Below are 12,973 nucleotides of genomic sequence, written 5' to 3'. Positions count from 1 at the left end.
AGTGCCGCGAAACGGCCACCGCGGCAGTCGACTTCGCTGCCGGATTCAGCGCGCGCGGAACCGGGTATGCCGCCCCATCCGACGGCGGCCGCAACGAGGGCACTGGATAAGACGGTACGACGACCGACCCGAATGTTGTGCCGCACTGTCACGAATTCCTGTGGGGAGCCATACGGTGTGATGTCACGTCACAGACATTAGGCAAGGCCGCGTAACTTTGGCGTCTGTCGGAGGGTGAGTCTCGAGTGACGCACTGGGGGTACCGCCCGAGGCATAGGTGAAGTCGTGAGCGCGGTGGCGAGTTCGGCGCAGTCGCTCCAGCGGTGGTTCTGAGTGGAATATTGGTACGCTGCAAGCGTTCTCGATGAGTGCCCCGTCGGGGTCACTGTGCAGGAAGGGGTCTGGGACTTGGTTGACGCCGCTCGTGCCTTGCTCGGTGAGATCCAGAAAGAACCGAAATCCGACGAGGAAAACCGCCTGGCACTCGAGATCACGCGGGGTCGGGCACCGCGGTCGGTGCTGGCAGCGTTCGCTGCCGAGCAGCAGCTGATCATCACCAGTGCACAGCGAAGCTTCCTCACTCTCGCCGCTCGATCGACCGACCGGGCGTTGATCGAGTTCGTCGCGCAGCTCGTCCAGCGGAAGAATGTCGCGCTGGACAAGCTGGCCAGTCTCGCGGCCGCGTGCGGGATGGACGACACCGCATTCCGCGAGTACGAGCCGCTCGCGGGGTGCCAGGCCTACGCCGGGTACGAGGCATGGCTGGCGCTCAACGGGGATCCGCACGATGTACTCCTCGCCGTGGCGTCGAATCTGGACACCTGGTGCAGCTACTGCGCGATGGTCACCCGCCCGTTGCGCGATCACTACGGGCTCACCGACGACGCATGCGGCTTCTTCGATCTGTTCGCCACACCGGTGCCCGGCAGAGCCGACCGGATCCTTGCCATCATCCAAGGCGCACTCGACCGCGGATGGGCGCCACAGCAGGCACATACCTACCGCCGGCTCCTGCACGATTACGAGTTGATGTTCTGGAATACCTTGGCCGATCGGCACATACCGGCCCTGCAGTGACCCCGCAGGGCCGCGCGGCGGTCAACCGAGTGCCGCGGGTTGACGCAGAAGGAACTCGCGACGGTATCCGGTGTGTCGGAGGGATGACTCTCGAGTAGGTACTGCCCGAGGCATAGGCGAAGTTCATCAGCGCTCCCGTGATGGGCCCGGTTTCCTGCGCCCAGCGGCATTCAGCGTCTGCCGTGCCGCTGCCTTACGCGGGCAGTCGTCGGTGCGACATTCCCTGTGACGCTGCATGGTGGCGTGCGCTTCGGGCACGCTCAGTGGGCGGTCGGGTGCCTCGTGCGGCCATCCCCGCGGCCATAGCCCGGATTCGGCGGGGTGTATCTCCTGGGCTTGCATACGTCGTTGCTCAGCCCGCCATTCAGCTTGGACACAGTGGGGCGTAACCATGCTGGTCGAAGCCACACCACCCGAACCGAAAGCCGGTGGCGACTCCGCAGACCGGTTCCCGTGGGCCGCAGCATGGCAAGCACTGCTTGATCACCCTCAGCTGTCTGTACCGAAGTAGGCCGATCTCGAAATTCGCACCCCGGCCTGCGGTCGGCCACCTTCATGACGCACTCCGCTGCGCGGGTTGGAAGCGGCGTCGGTATTCGGCCGGGCCGACGCCGAGCTGGCGCAGGAAGGCGCGGCGCATTGCCTCGGGTGTGCCGTAGCCGCAGGCGCGGGCGGTCTCCTCGACGCTGTCGCGGGTGTCCTCCAGCCGGCGGCGAGCCGCCTCGACCCGGATGCGGTCCACATAGCGCCCCGGCGACATGCCCACCTCGGTGGAGAAGGCGCGGGCGAACTGCCGCGACGACAGGCTCGCCCGCTGCGCCAGCGCGGCCAGCGACAGATCGTCCTCGGGGTGTTCGGTGATCCAAGGTCATCTATCCCACCTTTCCGGACACAGCCACCGACGAATCGGCATGGCGACCGACGCCCTCACCGCATTCGGCACGGAATCCCTCGGCATCCTGCTCTCGGTGCTCGGCCGCTGAACATCTCGGTCATCGGGGCGAGCGAGTGAACGGGTAAGTGGCCCAATACAATCGGATCTCCGAATCGGTATGGGTGGCGGTCAGGCGTTCGCCCCATAGCAATGCCGGCCAGAGATTGAATGCGGGAATCGGCGGAGCGGGCAGCGGCACCCTGCTGATCACCATCGCGCAGCATATCGGCGTGGATACGATTCCGGGTCTGGTATTCCTCTATTCGGCTCCCATTCTGGCGGTGGTCACCGGGGCAGCCTTCGACCAGGTCCGGCAATGGACGGAATGGTACGGCGAATGGGCCGTCATCCGCCGCGCCCGCCGCACACTCGAAAAGCAGCTGAACAATCCGAACACCTCGACCGAGCACAAGAAGGACATCCGCTGCATGCTCGAACAGATGGATCATACGATCGCCGTGAATCATCTGGCCCGGGTGAAGTCCATCAAAAGTTAGTGCCGATCTACCCCTGCGGGGGTACCGCGAATTGCTGTCGCGGGGTGACGACGAGCGGGTCGCCGTTTTCTACGGTAAGCGGTATGAAGCGAGTACTCACGGTCCTGATCGGCGTCGGCATGCTCAGCGGCTGTACTCCTACCTCCGGTACGCACGATCCGGCCGACCGTTCGCGGGAGGTCCTCGACCGTATGGTCGCCGAGGGTCTGGCGGTCGGTGCGCAGATCCGCGTGACCCGCGACGGTCGGCAATACACCGCCGTCGCCGGTCGTACCGAGCTGGACGGCGGGCAGCCGGTACCCGTGGACGGGCGTTTCCGGATCGCCAGTGTCACCAAACTGTTCACGGTCGCGGTCATGCTGCAACTGGTCGGCGAGCATCGGGTCGAGCTGGATGCCCCGGTGAATCGGTATCTGCCCGGTCTGTTGCCCGCCGATCGGGCGGCGATCACGGTGCGAATGCTGTTGCAGCACAGCAGCGGATTGGCCGAGTTCGCCGACGACAATCCCGCGATTCCCCTGGTAGGCGACGAATTCCTGCGAAACCGTCTGCGGCGCGTGGACGGGCAGCAGCTGGCCGTCGCGGCGGCGACCCGCCAACCGCTACTGACCCCGATCGGCAGCCGATTCAACTACTCCAATACCAACTATGTGCTGGCCGGGATGGTCATCGAGGCAGTCTCCGAGCGCAGGTGGGCCGACGAGGTGACCGACCGCATCATCGCCCCGCTGCGGCTGATCGCGACCAGCATCCCCGGCGACGATACCGAGATCGCGGACCCGCACGCGCACGGATATGCGCTGGATTCGAACAACATTCCGGTCGACGTCACCGAAAACGATACGAGCTGGAGTGGCGCCGCGGGTTCCATGATCTCCACGACCGCGGATCTGGATCGGTTTCTCGCCGCCCTCACCGACGGCACGCTGCTTCGCCCGGCCGAGATCGCCGAGATGACCCACACCCGGCCGCTCAATGACGAGGACGGACTCGGCCTGAGCGTGACGCAGACCCACTGCGGGGTGCCGGTGTGGGTCAAGGAGGGTTCCGTCCACGGCTATACGACCTGGGTCTTCACCACATTGGACCGCACTCGTCGGGCCGAAATCTCCTTCACCACCCGGCAATTCCCTGGGCCGGTGGCGCAGGAGCGCGCGGCCTTCGAGGCGATCGAGGACGCCGCGCTCTGCGGTTGACCATGATGCCGGTCCCTGCTGTCCGAATGGCCCGGATATCGTGGGGCGGTGCGGGCAACTTTTCGGCCAATTCTCATCGACTCGGTGCTCGCGGTGGCGGTGACGATCTTGATCGTGGCCGGTATGCCCGATTCCCAGTGGGCCCATGCGCCGGCGGTGGCCCTGGCACTGTTGTCGACGGCGCCGATCGTCGCGCGCCGATATGCGCCCGTGGCGAGTATGGCGGTGATCGGCGCCGCGCTGGCCGTCTATCTGCTGCTGGGTTATCCGAGCTTCCCGACCTTCGGCGCCGGGCTGCTGATCAGCATGTTCACCGTGGCCAGGCATCGGCCCATGCGCGTGGCGGCCGCGGCCTGGGTGTTGACGCTGCCCGTGGCCATGCTCTCCAATGTGCCCAGCGCGGGCAGCCTGAACTGGCTGGAGTCGCTCGACGCGGTGCTGGAGACCCTGATCGCGTGGATCCTGGGCGACAGTTCCCGGCGCTGGGCCAAGCGGAGCGAACTGCTCGCCGAGAAGGCGGCCCGGATCGCGGCCGAGGAACGGGAGCGCATCGCCCGGGAGCTGCACGATATCGTCGCCCACCACATGGCCGTCATCTCACTGCAATCCGGAGTGGCGACCTATGTGCTCGATACCGATATGCCCACGGCGCGAACCGCATTGGCCGCCGTGAACGATTCCGGCCGCCAGGCGCTGGCCGAGATGCGGCGGCTGCTCGAGCTGCTGCGCGTGGACACCGAGGATATGCCCGATCACAATCCGCAACCCGGCCTCGCGCAACTGTGCGATCTGGTCGACCGCATCCGTGCCGCCGGGCTGCCGGTCGAACTCACCGTTGCCGGGGAGCCGCGCGCGCTGTCCTCCGGACCGGACCTGTGCGCCTATCGGGTGGCGCAGGAGGCGCTGACCAACGTTCTCAAACATGCCGGACCCGCCACCGCGCAGGTCGAGCTGACCTATGGCACGCATACGGTCACCCTGCGGGTGACCGACGACGGAACCGGCCCGAAGAAGCGGGCCGATTCGGTTGCGGCACACGGGATCATCGGCATGCGTGAGCGCGCCGAACTGTACGGCGGGGTGCTGGCCGCGGGCCCTCGCGAACGCGGCGGCTTCGCGGTATTGCTGCGATTGCCGATGAACGGAGACCGATGACCATCCGCGTACTCATCGCCGACGACCAGGCGCTCATCCGCGCGGGGCTGGTGGCCTTGTTCACTGCCGCACCCGGATTCGACGTCGCGGGCGAGGCCGCCGACGGCCGCCGCGCGGTCGAACTCGCCGCCACCGTCGAACCGGATGTCATCCTGATGGATATCCGGATGCCCGTGCTGGACGGAATCGCCGCCACCCGCCAGATTCTCGCCGCCGGTGCGGACGACGCGCCGCATGTGGTCGTGCTCACCACCTTCGACCTCGACGAGTACGTCTACACCGCACTCGGCGCCGGAGCGTCCGGATTCCTGCTCAAGGACACCCCGCCCGAGCGGATCCTCACCGCCGTCCGCACCATCGTCGTCGGCGATATCCTCATCGCGCCCGCCATCACTCGGCGCCTGATCGAGACCTTCTCCCAGCACCATCGCACGGCCGTGACCGCACCCGCGCTGGCCGAGCTGACCCCGCGCGAGACCGAGGTGCTGCGCCTGATCGGCAACGGGTTGACCAACGCGCAGATCGCACAGCGGTTGGTGTTGAGCGAGTCCACCGTCAAGACCCATGCCAAACGCATCATGAGCAAACTCGCGGTCACCAGCCGCGCCCAGGCCGTCGTGGTGGCCTATGAGAGCGGGCTGATCATCGCCAATGGAGCAGCCGATACAGATTGAGGTCGTACCCCCAGCCATACGACTTGGGCGTGAACAGCCGCCGATCGTCGGGATTCCACCAGCGCGCCCGGATCCGCGCCGCGGTCGGGCGGCGCCAATCGTAGGGCAGACCCGCGAAGGTGCCCTGCGGTTCGGGAACGCGATCGTTGTCCGGGTCGCTCATCGCAGCCACATCCTCTCCATCGCCGTGCCGGTCTCCTGCCTCGACGCTACGCGAAAATCGGTTCCGGCTTCGTACCGTGAGCGCATGAATCGCGTCGAGGTCAGGCCGATGGATGGGACTACTTGGGCGCGACCAGCTCCAGCGCGATGTTGTCCGGATCCCGGAACTCCAGGATGTAGCTGAGGCCGATATCCTTGATGCCCTCGTGCGCGACACCACAGGCATCCAGATGTGCTGCGGCGGTTTCCAATTCGGCTAGTGACGGCACGGAGAACGCGAGATGGTCGAGTCCGACGCGGTTCTCGTCGAAACGGTCGGTGGCGACGGGACGCAGGCCGATCAGACCGTATTCCATGCGGTAGATCACTCCGCCGTGCAGAAATCCGAGGCGCTCGTGCGTGGCTTCATCCGCATCGGCCGGAACCTCCAGTGCACCGGCCAACCGAAGACCTTCTCGTAGAAGGCCCGCGATCGATCGATATCGCACACCGTGAGACGGATATGGGCGAGGGAGCCCGTAGTGATCGACATGCCACCGATGTTAGGAGGCGTTGCCGGAGAACGGGGGCAGCGACGCTCGCCACCGATCGCATGCCAGGTTGTCGGCATTCGGGCGGTCCAGGCCGTTACGGCGGCAACCCTGGTGGGGAAGTCCGGTCCGGCTGTCACCCCGTTCGTAACCGAACCTGTCGAAGCCCCACGTGTCGTAACCCTCTCGGTCATAGCCGTGGCGGTCGTATCCCCAGATGTCATAGCCGTCGGGGCCGTAGGGATCGGTGGTCCGGGGCGGGGTGGTCGTCTCGGCATATCGCTGTCGGCTGGCCGCTAGTGGGTCGAGTACCGCTGTGGGTCAGGATGTTTCGGTGCAGAATTCGATGATGGCGGACAATTCGTGGTCGCCCCAGCCCGCGGCCGCGGCCCGGTCGAATCGGTCGGCGACCAGGGTGAGCAGCGGGGTGCCGAAGGTGGCGCGGGCATAGCGTAGATCCTTGGCCGCGACCGATACCGCGCAATTGATCAGCCGGTGGTCGCCGGAGATCATCGCCGAACCGTAGAGGGCGGTGACCGGCGCGGCCCAGGTGTGCCGCGACCACACATCCACCAGCTGGTCGCGATCGAGGCCGAGAGTGGTTGCGGCGGTGAGTACTTCGGCGAGGCCGGTGAGGATGATCGCGTTGAGCGCATTGTTGAGCAGCTTGACCTCGGCCACGGCGCGCGCACTGTCGACCCGGACCACTTCCCGGGCCACCGTGCCCAGCAGCTGCCGGGCGGCGTCGACATCGGCATCGGCGCCGGATACGAAGGCCAGCAGCGCGCCCTCGACCGTCGCGGGGCGGCTGCCCGTCACGGGGGCCAGCACCGGACGGGCGCCGTGCCTGATGGCCTCGGCCATCCAATACTCGGCGTAATCGGTGGACAGCGTGGAGCTTTCGATGACCAGCGCCCCGCGGGCCGATCGCAGCGCGCCGGACGGTCCGAACCACACCGCACGGCTGGCCTTGTCGTCGTGGACGAAGGACCAGACCGCGGCGGCGCTCGCGGCGGCCTGGGCCGCGGTGGTGCAGACGACCGCCGGTCCGTCGATCGCGGCGAGCGTCCGGTTGTAGCGGTGCAGCTGAAAGCCGTTGGTGTGCAGGGCATTCGACACCGCATTGGCCATGATTCCGGCACCGAGGACGGCGACCGCCGCCCGAAGACGCGGATGCAGTGTGGACACGACAGGCTCCTGTCGGGATGGCGTGCGTTGGGTGCCTGTCACGCTAGTTATAAACCCGATCGGTCGGACATGTTTGTAGTCCAAGTCACATCGGCCGGCGGTCAGAGCACGCGGTACCCGGCTCCGACTCCGCCCTGACGTGCGATATCGCGCAGGACGTCGCCGATCCGCAGCGCGACCATCGGCGCGTGGAAGGGACCGCCGGGGCCGAGGCAGTCGAATCCGTTCGACGTCCGGACCCTGTCCGCCAGCCATGTCGGCATCGCGTGAACCGGCGGCGATCCTCGACACACTCGCCTGACCTCCGCACCGGATCCAACGGCGGGCTCTCAGGTTGCGGCGCAGGAGGATCCGAGGTTGATTCCGGTGCCGACGTCGACCGGCTGCGCCGCCGCGGTCGTCGCGTTCGGTTGGAAGGCGTAGACGTACTTCACGTTCGTCGAGGACGGGGTCCAGGTGGCCGTGGCGATGCCGTTGGCGGGCTGTGCCTGAGCGAAACCGGTGGAGCCCTGGCCGCTTTCGTAGAAGTAGACCGTCTTGCTGTTGTCGTCCACCTGTGCGGTCACGGTGTAGGAGCAGGTCGTTCCGTAGGAGTGCGCGCCGAGGGAGAGTCCGGGCGCGATGGTGATGCTGGTCACGGTGGCCGAGGCCTGCGGTGCGGCCAGGGCGGTCACGCAGGCGGCGACCGCGAGCGCGGCCGTTCCCGTGGCGAGACGAATCGACCAGGGCGACTTGGTAGTTCGAGTCATGGTGTACGCATCTCCTCCGGTACGGCTCCGGAATCTCGTGTTCCGACAGCTGTTTCGAGCATCCCGAAGTGTATTGCACCGGCCACCTGCTGAGAGTTCCGGTAGTGCGGGGTGGATGGGCCCCTGGATTTCCGGGGCGGCACGGACAGCTGTGGTTCGCCCGGATCGCCGGTCACAGGGGCCGGAATCCGGCTCCTACCGCATCGAATTCGGTGATGGCGTCGATTTCGGCCAGGATGGTGGTGATCTGGTTGGACAGGGCGGGGCTGTGCAGGGGGATGGCGGGGTCGAGGCAGTTCAGGTGGCCGGAGGCGGCGTAGGCGGCGCCGTTGATCATTCCCACCAGGCGGTCGCCGAGGAGAACCGGGCCGCCGGAGTCGCCATGGGTGGCGCAGGCGTAGTTGACGAATTGCCTTGTATCGCTGTCCAGGACGATGCCGCAGGTGAATCCGGTGGTGCGGCCGTTCTTGCAGACCGTATCGCCGGGTGCGGGCACGGCGCCGATGCCGTTGATCTCCGTCTCCCCGACCCGGCGCACCGCGATCACCTGGGCGGGATCGAATTCGATTGTCTCCCAGTCATGCTGGCGATCGCGCACGGCGACATGGCCGATCACCCCGGTACCGCGGGAGTTCTCCGCCCAGACCTCGGCCCCGGTCTCGCCGCAGTGGCCCGCGGTGATGCCGACCAGCCGATTCGCGTGGTCGTATCCGATCGTGGTCAGCGTGCACAGCGCCCTTGTGGCCGGATCCGCGGTCGCCAGCGCGATTCCCGACCCACCGCCGACGACCGCGGGGGAGGCGGCATGCGCCTGCCCGGTGACCGCACCGGCTCCGCCCAGCAGTATCGAGGTGATGATGGCGGCCATTGCGCCGACTGCTCGCACCGTGCTCATGCGGACTACTTTCCCGAACGAAGAGGGGGTGGAGCGTCCATGAACAGTACAAACCGGTCGTTACTGTAACTGGCGCGTCGCTACCCCACGGGCTTCGTTATCGGACTGTTTCTCCGATTGCCCGCCGGTTCGTCGTCAGCCATCTGAAGCACCCGCCGGATGCGAGACCCAGACTCCGGTGTCGTCACTGCTGCCGAAGTAGCGCCGGGATCAGTCGGAATGGCCGAGTTGCAGGTCCAGGACGGGACTTCCGTTGCCGTTGAGGGTGATTCGGGTCGATACCGGCGGATATCCCGCCACCCGCATCAGGTACGCACCCGGCGTGAGGTCGGTGAGCGCGTAGGTGCCGTCCTCATCGGTGGTGGCCGCGGCGATCGTGACGCCGTCGTCGGTGAGCAGCGTGATCCGGGCGTCGGGGACGGGCCGATCGGTGCGATCGTGACGGATGGTGCCGACGATGGTGGCGGCCGGGGTCAGCAGCAGATCGCAGCGCGGATTCGCGGCACCGCCGAATTCGGCCGGGACGGCGGCCGGGAGATAGCCCAGCGCGCTGGCGGTGACCGTGAACGGTCCCGGGAACAGTCCGGGCATCGCATAGTCGCCGTCGGATCCGGTCACCGCCGCGGCGACGACCTCGCCGCGCGGATCGGTGACCACGACGGTGGCCTCGGCCACGGGAGCGCCGCTACGGTCGTGCACGGATCCGCCCAGGCCCGCGGTGCCCGACAGGACGAGGTCATGTGTCACAGCCGAATTGCCGACGTGTAGCCCGGCCGCATCGGGCTGATAGCCGTCGGCGGCCACGACCACGACGTAGTGGTCCGGAAACGGGGCGGGCATCGCATAGGCGCCGTCGGGGCCGGATCGGGCCCGGCCGCGCTGATGTCCCTCGTGATCGATGAGGGTGAGCGTCGCCCGCGCGATCGGGTGACCCGCGGGATCGCGGACCCGACCGCGTACCGCGGCAAGCGATTCGGTGGTCTCCGGGACCGGAATCTCGGAGACGGCCAACGCCGGATCGCCCGGGGCCGCGGCGGCGGCCGTCCGCACCACCGGGACCCGTCCGCGGATCAGCGAGGCGACCGCCGCGATCAACGACAGCGCGATCGCCATCGAGAACACCACGACCAGGCCGTCGTGGAACGGCTGCGAGATGAGATTCGGGAAGAATTGGCGCCCGGTGAGATTCGCGGCATTGGCGGGCGGTAGTCCACCGAGAATGGTCGGACCGAGCAGATGTTGGATGGGGTTGTAGCCCAGGAACGCGGCGAACAGCACACCCACCGGCGGCAGCGCGGAGACGGTCTGCGCGGCCTGCACGGGCACGCCCTGCGCGGTCAGACCGCTCAGCAGGGTATGCGGCATCGATCCCGACAGGCCGATGATCATGAGCGAGAAGAAGACTCCCAGCGACAGCACCATCCCGGCGTTCTGGAAGGTGGCTCGCATCCCGGAGGCGGCCCCGCGGTCGGCGGCGGGCACGCTCGACATGATGATCGAGGTGTTGGGGGCCGCGAACAGTCCGCCGCCGAGGCCGTTGACGAAGATCAGCAGCGCGAACACCCAGTACCCGAAGTTCGTCGGCAGCACCACCAGACCCGCGAACGAGGCGGCCATCACCACGAATCCGCTCGCGGCGAACAGTCTGGCCCCGAACCGATCCGACAGATAGCCGGCGATCGGTCCGGCGGTGAGGAAGCCGACCGTCAACGGCAGCAGGTAGATTCCCGCCCACAGCGGGGTGTCGGCATAGTCGTAGCCGTGCAGCGGCAGCCAGATCCCCTGCAGCCAGATGATCAACATGAACTGCAGACCGCCGCGGGCGATCGCGCCCAGTAGCGTGGCCACATTGCCCCCGGCGAAGACGGCATCGCGAAACAGTCGCAGCGGGAACATCGGTTCGGGGACGCGCATCTCGACCACGCAGAACGCGATCAGCAGCGCGATACCGCCGATCAGTCCGATCAGCACCCACGGATTGCTCCAGCCCATGACATGGCCGCCGTAGGGCTGAATGCCGTAGGTGATGGCGGCCAGCAGCGCGGTGAGCCCGACGGCGAAGGTGAGATTGCCCCACCAGTCCATCCGCCGGCTGGGCGCGCGCACCCCGGTCTCGTGCAGCGATCGGTAGGCCCACAGCGTGCCGAGCAGGCCGATCGGGACGTTCACCCAGAACACCGCCCGCCAATCCCAGGCCACCAGCGCGCCGCCCAGGATCAGGCCGACGAACGATCCCGCGATACCGGAAACCATGTTGACGCCCAACGCCATTCCGCGCTGCTGCTGCGGGAAGGCGTCGGTGAGGATGGCCGCCGAATTGGCCATCAGCATCGATCCGCCGACGGCCTGGGCGACGCGCCAGCCGATCAGCCACAGCGCCCCCGCGCCGCCGTGCAGCGGATCCAGCGACAGGATCACCGAGGTGATGGTGAAGATGAGGAATCCGGCGTTGTAGATGCGCACGCGCCCCCACATATCGCCGAGGCGGCCCAGGGCGACGACCAGCACGGCCGTCACCAGCATGTAGCCCATCAGCACCCAGAGCAGATAGCTGACATTGCCCGGCTGCAGCGGATCGAGTCGAATTCCGTTGAAGATGCCCGGAAGTGCGATCAGCACGATCGAGGCGTTGATGGTGGCGACCAGCATGCCGAGTGTGGTGTTGGTGAGCGCCACCCATTTGTAGTGCGGGTGATCGGCGCCGATCCAGGTCTTGCGGCGTTCCGAACGGGGGCTACCGGCCTGCGGTGTCAATTCTTCGATAGCCATCAGGTACTTCCTCGATCTGTCGGATCATGTCGCGGACGATCGGTGTGGCCACTCGCAGAGCCGAGCCGAGGTCCGCGCGTTGCGCGGCGGGCAGATTCGCCAGCAGCCCGGTGAGCCAGGCATCGCGGGTCCGCCGATGGTCGGCCAGTAGCCCTCGTCCCGCCTCGGTGACCGCGATCAGACAGGCCCGCCCGTCCTCGGGATCGCGGATCCGCTCGACCAGTCCCCGTAGTTCGAGCCGCTGCATCAGCTGGGTCATCGATGGCTGGGTGACACCTTCGGCCGCCGCCAACGCGGTCAACCGTGCCGGGCCCTCACGTTCCAGCCGACTCAGGGTCGCCATCGTGGTCAGGCTCATGCCTTGGCGTTGTGGCAGGTGACGCACCATGGCGGCGGCCACTTCCAGCAGCGCCGCCGCGACTTCGCCGAGGTCTTCCCCGGGAGCCGTTCCGCCCACACTGTCGGTTGTATCACATACCTATATAGGTTGCCTATGCATTCGACCGGCCGAGGAAGGGGATCAGGGCCGGGACCCGGTTCTGGAACTCGCGGTACTGATCGCCGAAGGCGATCGACAGCATGCGGTCCTCGACGCGGACGCGGCGCAGTAGCCAGGCCAGGACGAAGATCAGGGTGAGGGTGGTGGCGCCGAAGCCGGACATCAGGGTGAGGCCGACCATGACGCCGAGCAGGCCGGTGTAGATCGGATGACGCACCAGGCGGTAGGGGCCGCCGGTGCGCAGCTGATGGTCCTGCTGGAGCATCGGGCGGCCCGCCCACATATCACCCAATGCCAGCCGGGCCCAGATCATCAGCGCCACCGACGCCACGACCAGCACCGCGCCCACCGCCGTGAAGGCCGACCAGGTCCAGGTCACATGAGACCAGAACGTCTGCGGCACAAGGTGTGTCGCGACAGAGAGCACGATGATGCCGAGGATCATCCATGGTTCGGGCAGCAGCGTCGACAGGAAGTGCCAGATCTTCCCGCGTGGACCCGCGGGCCACCGCGCCGCGAACCAGATCGCGGTCAGCAGCCATACCAGGGCGAGAATCTGCAGACTCCACAGCGCCGCTGCGGCCAAGACGTCGATGACGGTCATATCGTCCAGCGTCGCGCCGACGGGCACGCGAGTACACCACCGCA

15 protein-coding genes and 2 pseudogenes are annotated in these 12,973 nt (G+C 67.1%); 6 read left to right on the top strand and 11 right to left on the bottom strand.

Annotation, left to right across the window (positions count from 1 at the left end; genetic code table 11):
• Positions 1-408 precede the first annotated feature (408 nt).
• The gene (locus ACIA76_RS06490) at positions 409-1,077 is read left to right on the top strand and encodes a hypothetical protein (protein WP_397149164.1); all 669 of its coding nucleotides are present in this window, start codon (positions 409-411) and stop codon (positions 1,075-1,077) included.
• A gap of 553 nt (positions 1,078-1,630) precedes the next feature.
• On the opposite strand, the gene ACIA76_RS06485 is transcribed toward ACIA76_RS06490, so the two are convergent.
• Positions 1,631-1,882, bottom strand: coding sequence for a helix-turn-helix domain-containing protein (locus ACIA76_RS06485; RefSeq protein ID WP_397149437.1), 252 nt, complete (start codon positions 1,880-1,882; stop codon positions 1,631-1,633).
• Here ACIA76_RS06485 and ACIA76_RS06480 point away from each other — a divergent pair.
• The 5 genes from ACIA76_RS06480 (at position 1,836) to ACIA76_RS06460 (ending at position 5,533) form a co-directional block, all read left to right on the top strand.
• Complete coding sequence (locus ACIA76_RS06480; RefSeq protein ID WP_397149162.1) at positions 1,836-2,060, top strand: hypothetical protein; 225 nt, start codon at positions 1,836-1,838, stop codon at positions 2,058-2,060. The two genes, ACIA76_RS06485 and ACIA76_RS06480, sit on opposite strands and share 47 nt — an antisense overlap.
• Before the next feature lie 73 nt (positions 2,061-2,133).
• Complete coding sequence (locus ACIA76_RS06475) at positions 2,134-2,508, top strand: hypothetical protein (RefSeq protein WP_397149160.1); 375 nt, start codon at positions 2,134-2,136, stop codon at positions 2,506-2,508.
• Positions 2,509-2,591: 83 nt separating this feature from the next.
• Positions 2,592-3,704 (top strand): serine hydrolase domain-containing protein, encoded by a 1,113-nt coding sequence (locus ACIA76_RS06470; RefSeq protein WP_397149158.1) that lies wholly within the window; start codon positions 2,592-2,594, stop codon positions 3,702-3,704.
• A 48-nt stretch (positions 3,705-3,752) separates the two neighbouring features.
• The gene (locus ACIA76_RS06465) at positions 3,753-4,859 is read left to right on the top strand and encodes a histidine kinase (protein WP_397149156.1); all 1,107 of its coding nucleotides are present in this window, start codon (positions 3,753-3,755) and stop codon (positions 4,857-4,859) included.
• Positions 4,856-5,533, top strand: coding sequence for a response regulator (locus ACIA76_RS06460; RefSeq protein WP_397149154.1), 678 nt, complete (start codon positions 4,856-4,858; stop codon positions 5,531-5,533). The genes ACIA76_RS06465 and ACIA76_RS06460 overlap by 4 nt, the downstream gene beginning before the upstream one ends.
• On the opposite strand, the gene ACIA76_RS06455 is transcribed toward ACIA76_RS06460, so the two are convergent.
• From ACIA76_RS06455 to ACIA76_RS06410, 10 genes and pseudogenes are all read right to left on the bottom strand, one after another.
• Complete coding sequence (locus ACIA76_RS06455) at positions 5,502-5,696, bottom strand: DUF5808 domain-containing protein (protein WP_397149152.1); 195 nt, start codon at positions 5,694-5,696, stop codon at positions 5,502-5,504. The genes ACIA76_RS06460 and ACIA76_RS06455 overlap by 32 nt on opposite strands.
• Positions 5,697-5,814: 118 nt before the next feature.
• Positions 5,815-6,227 (bottom strand): annotated as a pseudogene (locus ACIA76_RS06450) (VOC family protein).
• 319 nt (positions 6,228-6,546) lie between these two features.
• The gene (locus ACIA76_RS06445) at positions 6,547-7,413 is read right to left on the bottom strand and encodes an NAD(P)-dependent oxidoreductase (RefSeq protein WP_397149150.1); all 867 of its coding nucleotides are present in this window, start codon (positions 7,411-7,413) and stop codon (positions 6,547-6,549) included.
• Between the two features lie 101 nt (positions 7,414-7,514).
• Entirely contained in the window at positions 7,515-7,676 is a 162-nt protein-coding gene (locus ACIA76_RS06440; RefSeq protein WP_397149148.1) for a hypothetical protein, read from the bottom strand.
• A 66-nt stretch (positions 7,677-7,742) separates the two neighbouring features.
• Positions 7,743-8,162, bottom strand: coding sequence for a hypothetical protein (locus ACIA76_RS06435; protein WP_397149146.1), 420 nt, complete (start codon positions 8,160-8,162; stop codon positions 7,743-7,745).
• 172 nt (positions 8,163-8,334) lie between these two features.
• Complete coding sequence (locus ACIA76_RS06430; RefSeq protein WP_397149144.1) at positions 8,335-9,057, bottom strand: S1 family peptidase; 723 nt, start codon at positions 9,055-9,057, stop codon at positions 8,335-8,337.
• A 210-nt stretch (positions 9,058-9,267) separates the two neighbouring features.
• Positions 9,268-9,804, bottom strand: a complete 537-nt coding sequence (locus tag ACIA76_RS06425; RefSeq protein WP_397149435.1) for a carboxypeptidase regulatory-like domain-containing protein — start codon at positions 9,802-9,804, stop codon at positions 9,268-9,270.
• Positions 9,802-11,826: pseudogene (locus ACIA76_RS06420) on the bottom strand (MFS transporter); the annotation flags it as partial. The pseudogene ACIA76_RS06420 and the gene ACIA76_RS06425, both read right to left, overlap by 3 nt.
• Positions 11,792-12,283 (bottom strand): MarR family winged helix-turn-helix transcriptional regulator, encoded by a 492-nt coding sequence (locus ACIA76_RS06415; RefSeq protein WP_397149142.1) that lies wholly within the window; start codon positions 12,281-12,283, stop codon positions 11,792-11,794. The pseudogene ACIA76_RS06420 and the gene ACIA76_RS06415, both read right to left, overlap by 35 nt.
• Positions 12,284-12,317: 34 nt before the next feature.
• Complete coding sequence (locus tag ACIA76_RS06410; RefSeq protein ID WP_397149140.1) at positions 12,318-12,956, bottom strand: methyltransferase family protein; 639 nt, start codon at positions 12,954-12,956, stop codon at positions 12,318-12,320.
• Between the last annotated feature and the right edge of the window lie 17 nt (positions 12,957-12,973).

Source organism: Nocardia sp. NPDC051570 (assembly GCF_044454005.1).
In the GTDB taxonomy this organism is placed as follows: Bacteria; Actinomycetota; Actinomycetes; order Mycobacteriales; family Mycobacteriaceae; genus Nocardia.
Note: the sequence above shows the minus strand (reverse complement) of the source record. Positions and strands in the feature narration are given on the sequence as shown.

What these genes read in the sequence shown, in the direction of transcription:
- ACIA76_RS06435 (WP_397149146.1), bottom strand. Translation starts at nt 8,162, where the DNA reads ATGACTCGAACTACCAAGTCGCCCTGGTCGATTCGTCTCGCCACGGGA.
- ACIA76_RS06440 (WP_397149148.1), bottom strand. Translation starts at nt 7,676, where the DNA reads ATGCCGACATGGCTGGCGGACAGGGTCCGGACGTCGAACGGATTCGAC.
- ACIA76_RS06480 (WP_397149162.1), top strand. Translation starts at nt 1,836, where the DNA reads ATGCCCACCTCGGTGGAGAAGGCGCGGGCGAACTGCCGCGACGACAGG.
- ACIA76_RS06470 (WP_397149158.1), top strand. Translation starts at nt 2,592, where the DNA reads ATGAAGCGAGTACTCACGGTCCTGATCGGCGTCGGCATGCTCAGCGGC.
- ACIA76_RS06455 (WP_397149152.1), bottom strand. Translation starts at nt 5,696, where the DNA reads ATGAGCGACCCGGACAACGATCGCGTTCCCGAACCGCAGGGCACCTTC.
- ACIA76_RS06460 (WP_397149154.1), top strand. Translation starts at nt 4,856, where the DNA reads ATGACCATCCGCGTACTCATCGCCGACGACCAGGCGCTCATCCGCGCG.
- ACIA76_RS06430 (WP_397149144.1), bottom strand. Translation starts at nt 9,057, where the DNA reads ATGAGCACGGTGCGAGCAGTCGGCGCAATGGCCGCCATCATCACCTCG.